The organism is Actinoplanes sp. NPDC049802, assembly GCF_040656595.1.
In the GTDB taxonomy this organism is placed as follows: Bacteria; Actinomycetota; Actinomycetes; order Mycobacteriales; family Micromonosporaceae; genus Actinoplanes.
The window spans coordinates 19537-30123 of record NZ_JBFAMR010000088.1 but is presented as its reverse complement, the minus strand read 5'-3'; the positions used below and the strand labels follow the sequence as shown (position 1 = coordinate 30123).

Annotated in this window: 7 protein-coding genes and 3 pseudogenes; 6 read left to right on the top strand and 4 right to left on the bottom strand. The window is 67.1% G+C overall.

The features are described from left to right. Positions 1-984: 984 nt before the first annotated feature. Positions 985-1236 (top strand): annotated as a pseudogene (locus tag AB0I88_RS35950) (FAD-dependent oxidoreductase); the annotation flags it as partial. Positions 1237-1554: 318 nt separating this feature from the next. On the opposite strand, the gene glgX reads toward AB0I88_RS35950, so the two are convergent. Further along, positions 1555-3660, bottom strand: a complete 2106-nt coding sequence (glgX, locus tag AB0I88_RS35945) for a glycogen debranching protein GlgX (RefSeq protein WP_361035370.1) — start codon at positions 3658-3660, stop codon at positions 1555-1557. A 236-nt stretch (positions 3661-3896) separates the two neighbouring features. On the opposite strand from glgX, the gene AB0I88_RS35940 reads away from it, so the two are divergent. Both AB0I88_RS35940 and AB0I88_RS35935 read left to right on the top strand, forming a co-directional pair. Continuing rightward, positions 3897-4253 (top strand): response regulator, encoded by a 357-nt coding sequence (locus tag AB0I88_RS35940; RefSeq protein WP_361035367.1) that lies wholly within the window; start codon positions 3897-3899, stop codon positions 4251-4253. Then, a complete protein-coding gene (locus tag AB0I88_RS35935) occupies positions 4250-5704 on the top strand; it encodes an ATPase domain-containing protein (RefSeq protein ID WP_361035364.1) in 1455 nt (484 codons plus the stop codon). Before AB0I88_RS35940 ends, AB0I88_RS35935 begins: the two co-directional genes overlap by 4 nt. Before the next feature lie 121 nt (positions 5705-5825). On the opposite strand, the gene AB0I88_RS35930 is transcribed toward AB0I88_RS35935, so the two are convergent. Both AB0I88_RS35930 and AB0I88_RS35925 read right to left on the bottom strand, forming a co-directional pair. After that, positions 5826-6422: a hemerythrin domain-containing protein gene (locus AB0I88_RS35930; protein WP_361035361.1), complete on the bottom strand. Its 597-nt coding sequence runs from the start codon at positions 6420-6422 to the stop codon at positions 5826-5828. Then, positions 6415-7632 (bottom strand): hypothetical protein, encoded by a 1218-nt coding sequence (locus AB0I88_RS35925; RefSeq protein ID WP_361035358.1) that lies wholly within the window; start codon positions 7630-7632, stop codon positions 6415-6417. Before AB0I88_RS35925 ends, AB0I88_RS35930 begins: the two co-directional genes overlap by 8 nt. Positions 7633-7755: 123 nt before the next feature. Here AB0I88_RS35925 and AB0I88_RS35920 point away from each other — a divergent pair, with 123 nt between their 5' ends. The 3 genes and pseudogenes from AB0I88_RS35920 to AB0I88_RS35910 all read left to right on the top strand — a co-directional run bounded on the left by AB0I88_RS35920 (position 7756) and on the right by AB0I88_RS35910 (position 9018). After that, positions 7756-8349: a hemerythrin domain-containing protein gene (locus AB0I88_RS35920; RefSeq protein WP_361035355.1), complete on the top strand. Its 594-nt coding sequence runs from the start codon at positions 7756-7758 to the stop codon at positions 8347-8349. Positions 8350-8738: 389 nt separating this feature from the next. Further along, positions 8739-8801: pseudogene (locus tag AB0I88_RS35915) on the top strand (hypothetical protein); the annotation flags it as partial. Between the two features lie 91 nt (positions 8802-8892). Continuing rightward, positions 8893-9018: a hypothetical protein gene (locus AB0I88_RS35910; RefSeq protein WP_361035373.1), complete on the top strand. Its 126-nt coding sequence runs from the start codon at positions 8893-8895 to the stop codon at positions 9016-9018. 16 nt (positions 9019-9034) lie between these two features. Here AB0I88_RS35910 and AB0I88_RS35905 read toward each other — a convergent pair. Beyond that, positions 9035-9630 (bottom strand): annotated as a pseudogene (locus AB0I88_RS35905) (PP2C family protein-serine/threonine phosphatase). Positions 9631-10587: the final 957 nt, after the last annotated feature.

Here is a 10587-nt window from a genome sequence, read left to right as displayed (position 1 = left end):
CCACGGTGTCCACCACAGAACTGGTACTACGTTCTGACGGCGGGCGATCCAACGGCGTCAAACCCTCCCTTTCCTCTACTTTCACCTACCTGTTAACCACTGCCCGCCGGTGTCGGAGCCCCACGCGACTTCGTGGCCCCGCACACGTGCGGCGGATCTCCTGCATCAGGCGGAGCCCCGAAACTGCGCCGGCCCTGCCTGCGATTGCCCTGACCTGGAATTACGTCAAGGTCTTGACCTGCACTTACCTTGCATGCGGTGACGTGCTTCCACCGCAGTTACCGAGCGAGCCACGAGAACTTCCGGGCCCTGCTTTGACGCTCGGCCTGTCACGTCGGCGTCTTTTACCGATCTCCGTCGTCAAAGGGAGAAACCTTACCCTGCCCGACCGAGGAAATCTAGTCTTCGGGAACCAAGTTTTCTCGGCCGCCGCGGAGGGCTTTCCATACGCATCGACGCGCCCGTCAGGCACCACCCGGTAGCTCGGCAGTAGCGGTGAGAACCGGCCGGTCGGGTACAGCCGCGGACGGCGGGCAGGCCATTCGCGCCGGCGTCGTAGTCACTGATCGACTGCGGAGGGGCACCACGGTCTACGACCCGCTGGGCAAGATGTTCGTCACCAGCCTCGCGGCCTTCGCCGAGTCGGTCTGCCTCGCTCGGCGGCGAGTCACCGATCGCGTGGGCGACGGGTGACGAACAGGCCATTCGGTCCCACTTGGGCACCACCAGAGTGTCTTCGGACCGGACCGCCGCCGACCCGGGCTTTTCTGGCGGGCTCGAGGCTTGGGGCGACATCGTTCACGGCCTGTTCACTTGCCCCCCACGGAGGAAGCTCAGGCAGCATTGAGCCAATGAACGCTGAAGTCCTTCGCTGGCGACGCGGGCCCGAGTCCACGCCGCCCTCGGTGACCCCGCCCGTCTCGCGATCGTCGACGCGCTCACCCTCGGCGACGCCTCCCCGGTGAGATCGCCGCCGACTTCGGCATGCAGAAACGGACGCTGGACGACGACAAGATCAAGATCGAGTGGAACTCCGTGGTCGAGGAGATCCTCGGCACCGACGGCAAGGTCGTCGGCGCCCGTCTCCGCAACGTGCAGTCCGGTGAGACCAAGGTCCTCGACGTCACCGGCGTGTTCGTGGCGATCGGCCACGACCCGCGCAGCGAGCTGTTCAAGGACCAGATCGAGCTCGACGACGAGGGCTACGTCAAGGTGCAGCCGCCCAGCACCCGGACCGAGCCCGGCCGGCCAGCGCGAGCCCGGCCGGCCGGGCTCGACATCACAGACGACAGCAGCCCACGGCCGGCATGAAGAAGCGGCACGCGCTCCCCGCCCACCGGCTGCCGCGACGTGCGTTCCACGATGGCCGGCCCCGTCAGCGGCCCCGGCACGACCGTGGCTGATCGCCCTACCGGGTACGTCCCAGTGGCGGCCCCGCCAGGGCAGGAAAGTAGAGCCGCTGGGAAACGGGCCGCCCGGCCGTGTACGGCGTTCACCGCAGGGACGTGGTTTCTCCGGCCGGTTTCGGCGGGCAGATGAGTCCGTTCGGGTCGATCAGTACCGTCGGCGCAGCACGAGCAGGCTGCGGGTGGTCAACGACAGGCGCTCCTGCGCCTTGACACTTTCGGAGGCGATCGCCAGCAGCGGGTCGGCGGTGTCGACCAGGACCTCCCACGCCTGCCCGTACGCCGGATCGGGCAGAGTGAACTCGACCTGCCGCGGTGACGGGTTGAAGAGCAACAGGAAAGAGTCGTCGGTGATCCGATCCCCGAGCGCATCGGGTTCCGGGATGCCGTCACCGTTGAGGAACACGCCGATCGAGTCTGCTGCCGCGGCATGCCAGTCGTGCCCGGACATGGGCTTGCCGTCGTGGCGCAGCCAGGCGATGCCGGGAAGTGGTGAGTCACCGGCCGGTTCACCGGTGAAGAACCGGCGGCGGCGCAAGATCGGATGCTGGGCACGCAGCCGGGTCAGCTTACGGGTGAACACGGCCAGTACGTCATGCTGCCGGGCGTCGATCCAGTCGATCCAGCTGAGCTCGTTGTCCTGGGCGTAGACGTTGTTGTTGCCCCGCTGGGTCCGGCCCAACTCGTCACCGTGCGCGATCATCGGCACGCCCTGGCTCAGCAGTAGGGTGGCCAGGAAATTCCGCTTCTGCCGCTCCCGCAGGCTATCGACCTGGGGATTCTCGGCCGGGCCCTCGACGCCGCAGTTCCAGGAGCGGTTGTGGTTCTCACCGTCGCGGTTGCCCTCGCCGTTGGCGTCGTTGTGCTTGTTGTTGTAGGACACCAGATCGTGCAGGGTGAACCCGTCGTGCGCGGTGACGAAGTTGATCGACGCGATGGGCCGGCGCCCATCGATCTCGTACAGGTCCGAGCTGCCGGTGAACCGGGAGGCGAACTCGCCGAGGCTGGACGGCTCGCCGCGCCAGAAGTCGCGGACCGAGTCGCGGTACCTGCCGTTCCACTCCGTCCAGTTCGGCGGGAAGCCGCCGACCTGATAGCCGCCGTCGCCGACGTCCCAGGGCTCGGCGATGAGCTTGACCTGGGAGACCACCGGGTCCTGGTTGACCAGGTCGAAGAACGCGGCGAGCCGGTCCACCTCGTGGAACTCGCGGGCCAAGGACGCGGCCAGGTCGAAGCGGAACCCGTCGACGTGCATCTCGGTCACCCAGTACCGCAGCGAATCCATGATCAGCCGCAGCGACTCGTGGTGCCGCACGTTCAGGCTGTTCCCGGTGCCTGTGGTGTCGTAGTAGTGCTGCTTGTCGTCGTCGACCAGGCGGTAGTACGCCGGGTTGTCGATGCCCCGGAAACTGAGCGTGGGGCCGAGGTGATTGCCCTCCGCGGTGTGGTTGTAGACGACGTCCAGGATCACCTCTATGCCGGCCTGGTGCAGCGCCTTGACCATCGCTTTGAACTCCTGCACCTGCCCGCCGACCCCGCCGAACGAGGAGTAGCCGTTGTGCGGGGCGAAGAAGCCGATCGTGTTGTAGCCCCAGTAGTTGCTCAGACCGCGCTCGACCAGGCCGCTGTCGTGCACGAACTGGTGCACCGGCATCAACTCGACGGCCGTCACGCCGAGCCGCCGCAGATACTTGATCATCACCGGGTGGGCCAGCCCGGAGTACGTGCCGCGGACGTCCGCCGGGATCTCCGGGTGGTTGATCGTCATGCCCTTGACGTGCGTCTCGTAGATCACCGTCTGATGGAACGGGATCTTCAGGGGACGATCGTTGCCCCAGTCGAAGTACGGGTTGATCACCACGGACCTCGGGGCGTACGGGGCCGAGTCGGCGTAGTTGAAGCTCGCCGGATCGTCGAAGTGGTAGGCGAACAGGGACTCGTCCCACTCGATACGCCCGTCGATCGCTTTGGCGTACGGGTCGAGCAGCAACTTGCTCGGGTTGCACCGTAGACCTCGGAACGGGTCGTACGGCCCGTGCACCCGGTAACCGTACCTCTGCCCCGGGACCGTCCGCGGCAGATAGCCGTGCCAGACGAACGCCTCCCGCTCCGGCAGGTCGATCCGGGTCTCCCCGCTCTCGTCGGACAGACACAACTCGACTCGTTCAGCCACCTCGGAGAAGAGCGCGAAGTTGGTGCCGCCCCCGTCGTAGGTGGCACCAAACGGGTACGGGTTGCCCGGCCAGATCTTCATCGGAATCCTCTCCCTCATGCACCGTCGAGCCGCTGGCTACCCCGATTGGCGGAGACCAGACCTGCCGACCGGCGACTTGTCGATCGAGTACGGCGCGCGACCCGATACACGGCGTGTAGGAGGTGCTCTTCGCGGGCAGGGGGCCGACAGCCTGACCTTTCCGATGGTGGCTTTTCTTGTGAAATGTTGTGGTTAAGTCGAGGCTTCGGGGGTGCGTTGGCGAACGGTGGATTTCGGTGGGCACGGTTCTGGTGGTCGATGACGAGCCGGATCTGCGGTTCGTGCTGCGGCGGATCTTCGCGCGGGCCGGGCATGAGGTGACCGAGGCCGGTGATGGCGCCGCCGCTCTGACCGCGATTCACCAGTCACCACCGGATCTGGTCGTGACCGACATGATGATGCCGGTCATGGACGGTGTCGAACTGATCCGAGCGCTGCGGGCCGACCCGGCGACCGCAGCGATTCCGATCCTGTCGGTCAGCGGGGACTGGCAGCTGGCGGTCGACGCCGACGCGGCGCTGGCCAAGCCCTACCAGTGCACCGAGGTGCTCGCGGTGGCCGAGGGCCTGCTCCGGGAAGGACGCACGAAGTGAAACGGCTGTCGACCGGGCTGGCGGACCTGGACCTGATCCTGGGCGGCGGGCTGGAGCCGGGCTCGGTGGTGGTTCTGGCCGGGCCACCGGGGACGGGAAAGACGATCCTGGCGCAGCAGATCTGCTTCACCAACGCCACTGCCGAGCACAAGGCCGTCTTCTACACGACCCTGTCGGAGCCGCACTCGAGACTGGTCGAGCACCTGCGGGGGTTCGCGTTCTTCGACTCCGCGGCGGTGGGTCCGAAGGTCGAGTTCGTGCACCTGGGCGACCTGCTGCACGAGGACCTGGGGCCACTGATCGACGAGGTGGTCGCCAAGGCGTTCGACGAACAGCCGGTCGTGGTCGTGATCGACAGCACCAAGATGCTGCAGGACATCGTCAGCGGCCACGCTCTGCGGACGGCGCTCTACAAGCTGACCAGCCGCGTCGCGCACAGCAGGACGGTCCTGCTGCTGTTGGGGGAGTACACCCCCGAGGAGTTGCAGGCAAAGGTCGAGTTCTCCCTGGCCGACGGCATCATCCAACTGTCCTACCAGCCGCGCGGTCCGGTCGACTGGCGCGGCCTGCGGGTCGTCAAGATGCGAGGCACCGCCCACCTCGGCGGCACCCACACGGTGCACATCACCGGCGACGGATTCCGGGTGTACCCGCGGGTCGAGTCGTTCGTGCGCGACGATACGGCACCCGGCGACGGGCGGATCCGCTCCGGGATCATCGGACTCGACGCGTTGACCGGTGGCGGGATCCCGCGGGGGGATGCCACTCTCATGCTGGGTCCCTCCGGCGCGGGCAAGAGCATCAGCTGTCTCAACTTCCTCGCCGAGGGCCTCGCTCAGGGTGAGCGTTGCCTCTACATCACCTTCCAGGGCACCGCTGATCAGCTGACCGCCATGGCGGGTACGTTCGGGTGGGACTTCGCGGCCGCCCGCGCCAGCGACCAGCTGTTGATCTCCCACGTACCGATGGGCAGTCTCGACCTCGACGTGCTGGCCGCTGTGATCCGTCACCGTCTCGCCGACGGGACGACTACCCGGGTCGTGATCGACAGCCTGGCCGAGATGGCCTACGCGGCCCGGGAAGCGGACCGGTTCCCCGCTTACCTGCGCAGTCTCGCCGGCACGGTATGCAGCGCCGGGGCATCGTTGTGGGTCACCGGCGAGACGACGACGTTCGGGCCGATGGCAGACCCTCTGGTCGGCCTCATGTTCCTGTTCCACAACGTGGTCCAGATCCGTTACATCGAGCACTGTTCCGAGACCGGCCGGGCCCTGAGCGTCCTCAAGATGCGCGGCAGCCGCCATGACAACGGCATGTACGCATGCGACATCACCGGCAGCGGCGTCACCGTCGGTGACCGGCTCCAACAACTCACCGGACTGCTCGGCTGGAGCGCCCTGCGCAACTGCCCGCACACACCGGGCCACGACGACACCCCGACCGCGATCTGACCTGCCATCCGGACGCCGCCTGCCACGCGCGAGGCCGGCATCGGCTGGCGTGGCTTTCGTTCGTCATCGGCACCAACCGGGCTTGACGGCGCGGGGAACGGGCGCCTTTCGACGCGATCGGTCAGGACTCGATGCGGCGGGCAGCCTCGCGGACCAAGTCCCGGGCCCGGTCGGCGGCCGCCAGTACCGGGCCGGCGACGAGGTTGGCCGTCGCGGACTCGGCCCCAGGGTGGGGGCGCGTCGGCGCGGCAGCCTCCGCGGCTCGTACCACGTCGGCGAGGCCGCGTAGCCGGTCCGCCGGCACCTTGGCGCGCAGCTGCGGAAACTCGTACCGTTCTTCGTGGCGCGCGTGGGTGAGGACAGCGTTGCGCAGCAGCAGCAGCGAGGTCTCGAACCCGTCGCTGTCGACGTCGGCATCGATCAGGGCTGTCAACATCTCCTTGGCCTGGCGCTCTTCCTGCAGACGATCGTCGACGATGCCGTCGGCGCCGTCGGCGATGGTGCGGCTCAGCGGGTGTACGACCTCCTCCTCTGCGGTCTCGTGCACCGCGAGCAGCCGTACCAGGTCGTCGAACGCCCGCTGCCTCGCCTGCCCGGAAGCGCCGATGACAAGTAGGAACTGTTCCTCGATGCGGGCATGCTGGGTTAGTAGCAGGTCCACGACGTCGACATCGGTGCCGGTGGGAAGTGCGGTGTCGGCGGTCCGGCGGTCAGGCATGGCGGGGCCCCTCCGTTGCGCGCAGCGACTCGACAGGATGCGGGCCCTCCGTCTCCAATCGGTACTCGTCGCCGAACACCTCCCGGTGGGCGTCGATGACGACCTCGCTCGGCGGTTTCTCGCCGCCATGGATGCGTTCCTGCATCTGCTCGAAGCGCTCGTGCGCCTCGCGCACGTACCCGGCACCGAGTTTGGTCAGGTCGATCTGGGTGGCGAGCAGATGGCGCAGGTACTCCTTGTTCGGCTCGAACTTCAGCGGCTCCGGCAGGCCGGTGTCGCCGACGATCTGCTCGGGCTCTCGGCCGTCGTGGACGCGCAGCAGGTCGGCGGCGTGCTGGAGTTGGGCGAGTTCCATCTGCAGGTGAAGCTCCCAGACGGCTTTGATGCGCGGGTCGCTCTCCTGCTCCATGAACGACCAGTACAGCCAGCACTCGTTGTACTCGTGCGTGACCAGCCGCTCCCACCACGTCTCGCCCGGGTCCACCAGGGACTCGTAGTGGGTCACATGCTCCTGCTCGATGAGGCTGATCTCCTGGTACAACTGCCGGGCGATCGGCTCCATGTACTGCGGGCCGGTGTTCATGTAATAGAGCATCACCTGCTGTTCGGCGGACAGGATCGTCAGCGCGTGCAGCTTCGACCGCGGATCGACGGCGTCCTTGTCATACGGGTCGTTCACGTTGTCGAACGGGTGCCGGAACTCCGCCACCGTCGGGCGGCCCGGCATCACCTCGGTGACCCCGTCGACGATCTTCTCCGCCTTGCGGCGCTCGACCATCTCATACAGATTGGCGTATCGGTACAGGTGGTCGAAATCCTCAAGCACCCCGAATTCGTACGCCTGCCTCAGGTACGGGTCGGGTTCGTGACGGGCCACCCACGCCGTCAGGTCGACCGCGACCTGCTCATAGCCCAGCGTCGTCTCCAGCACGCTCGCCAGCCCCGGCAGTAACCAGTTGACCACCCGCTGCTGCTGGCTCTCCACGAACCGGGTGTAAGCCAGGTGCCGCTTGACGTCGGCGTCGGGGCAGACGCGGGCGAACTGGTGCGAGAACATGATCGCCTCGGCCTCGATGCCATTCATCGTGATGATCCGGCAACGGGTATAAGGGTCGACCGCTTCCGGATCGATCGGTTCGACGTTCAGCTCGCGCCAGTTGCGGATCTGCTGATCCAACGGGATCCCTTTGTGATCGAGCGGATTGAACATCATCACTCCCCTAACGCACTGGCGATCTGCCTGGCCCCCTCGTACCCTGCTCGGCTCATATCAACCTGCGGTTTTCCTGCCTATTCACAGGGTAGGGAGCGGCATCGGAGCGAAGGAGAAACCATGGCCTCGGATGCCGTAACCCTGATCAAGAACGACCACCGTCTGATGAAAGAGCTGTTCGCCCAGCTCAAACATGGTGACGAGAATCGGCGCGCTCTGGTAGCCGAGATCGAGGCCCGGCTCAGCGCGCATGCCCGCGCCGAAGAGACCGAGGTGTACCCGATCATCGCCAAGGCGACCGGTGAGAAGGCCGACCTGGAGCACGGCACCTACGAGCACTTGGAAGCCGAGCACAAACTCCGCAAGGTCCGCAACTTGATCGACTCGCCGCATTTCGACCAGGCACTTGAGGAGTTCGTCGCCGCCGTCGAACACCACATGGAAGAGGAGGAGTCCGAGCTTCTTCCCGCCTTGGAGAAGGCTACGGACAAGAAGACCCTAGACCGGCTGGGAGCGACGTTCGAGCGGGCCCGCATCGACGAACTCAGCACAAGCGGATACGAGCAGCCACCCGGAACCGCCCGACACGACACCGACGACCTCGCGAATGCCACGCGCGACGAACTCTACGAAAAGGCCCAGAAGGCCAGCATCCCCGGCCGGTCACACATGAGGAAAGAAGACTTGATCGAGGCCCTCCGCGACCAGACCTGACCTCCTGCCCGCTGGACCGCTCGGCCGCGCTGATTCAGCTGCGCCCGTACTGAAACGTCGCCGCCATCCGATCACCGGCGGATCACCGCTCGCCCTGTCAGCCGCCCATCGGCGGGCACGTCTACGAAAGTCTGTCGCTGACGTCGAGCACGGGTGGCGAAGCGCCTGATCCATCGATAATCACGCCATCATAGGGCTGCGGCGGCGTGTCATGCAGAGAATGCAAAGGTTCGGTGGGGGTTCGCGGATGCTGTCGTGGATATTAGTGGGGAGTGTTCTCGGCGGATGACCCGCCGGGCGGGTCTTCTCCGGAGGCGGTCGTGGAACTGCAGTCGTCGGCTCGGGCCGGTCGAGGTTGCACTGTGGTGCGGGTGAGTGGTGAGCTCGACATGGACACCACGTCGTTGCTGCAGGACTCCCTGCAGGCGGCCGTCGACGCGGGTGCACGTCAACTGGTGCTGGACTGCGAGGAGTTGACCTTCATGGACTCCAGCGGCCTGGGCATGCTCCTGGTTCAAGGAGCTACGCGACCGTGGTGGCAGGTTGTGCCTGGCGGCAGTGCAGCCGCCCGTCGGCTACGTGTTGCGGGTGGCGGCGGTCGATCAGGTGATGGACGTGTACGACTCGGTGGCCACAGCTGAGGCGGGCATGCCCCCGGCGGAGCCCTGAAGCCGGCGCTGTCGGGTCAGCGGTGGTCGGCGGAGGTGGGGGCGGAACGGTCGGCGCCCGCGTCGGCGCGCCTCGCCCGCCCGTGGTGGCCGTGCCAATCGATGATCAGCATGGTGGCGTCATCGGCAAGGGTCGGGCCGGCCACGGCGAGGACCGCGTCGGCCAGTGCGCGAGCAGCTTCGCGGGGATGTAGGCCGGCGGTCGACCGGAGCCGGGCCGACAGGTCCAGAGCGGCGGCTTTGCGTTCGCGCATACCGTCGGTCACGATCACCAGCCGGTCGCCGGCAGGAGTGTGACCGAACCCGCGTGGCAGTCGGACCCGGGAAACACGCCCAACGGGAAGTTGCGGGGCAGTTCCAGCCATCGGACGTCGGCGTCGCGTACCAGCAGCGGCGGCACGTGCCCCGCGTTGATCAGGCTGCATACGCCGGTGCGCAGGTCAAGGCGTCCGAGTACGGCGGTGATGAAGGCGCCTCGATTCGGGGCGTGCTCGGCGACCGCGGCGCTGGCCGTGCCGGCCTGTTCGGTCAGGCTGTGGCCGGCCCGGCGGGTGTTGCGAAGGCTGCCCACGCCGAGAGTGGCGGTCAACGCGCTGGCCACTCCGTGACCCATGGCGTCGGTGACGCTGAAGTGCAGGATGTCACGGGCGACGCTGTAGTCGAAGGTGTCCCCGCCGACACTCGCCGCCGGTTCGAGCCAGCCCGACAGGGTGAACGAGCCGCCCTCGCAGGTGAAGGCGGCGGGCAGCAGCCGACGTTGGATCTCGGCCGAGAGATTGAAGGCGGTGGTGCGCTGTCCCCATTCGAACAGGTCGGTGTGGCGCCGGTTGGCGATCACCACGAAGGCCAGGGCGTGTGCGGTTCGAGTGATCTCGTCGAGTGCGGACGCCGCGGGCCGGGCGGCGAGGTCGATCTCCAGCAGGCCGATGACCTCGCCGCGTTCGGTGACCGGGGCGAGCACCGTACATCCGTCGCCGGTCTGCAACACCTGCACATTCTGGGTACGTATCGCCTCTTCCTGCGGCCCGCCGTCGAACGGGATGACGGTCGCGACCTCACCGCCTTCGCGCCGGCCCGCCGGGCCGGTTTCCAACTCGTCGTACGTCAACCGCACCAGAGCCCGGCCGCTGAGATCGGCGATGAGCAGTGAGATGCGGCGAGCGTGCAGAGCCACACCGAGTTCGCGGGTGACGGCTTCCACCGCCTGGGCCGGCGCCGCGTCTTCGGCTGCCGCCAGCAGCCCGGACAGCGCGGCCTTGACGTTCGACTCCATGTCGGAAGCATACGGACGACCACCGTGAGCAACTCCCGACGCATCCGGATCGCAACGCCTCGGGGGCTGCTGGCCGGGCACACCGGTTCTGCTATGCATCCCGGACGCCTCCGGCGGACGAGGCCTGCACCTGGTCCAACACGCCGCCACCCGATGTGGGCACCGGCTCATAACCGACGGCAAGGTCGTTTGGGCAGCCTTCGCACCTGGGGGTGTGGTCGGCTCCGGGATTCGGGCCTCGTTGGGCAGCGGTCGTGGCGTTGGGTCCTCTGCTGCACCCGTCATGGGTTAAGAAAA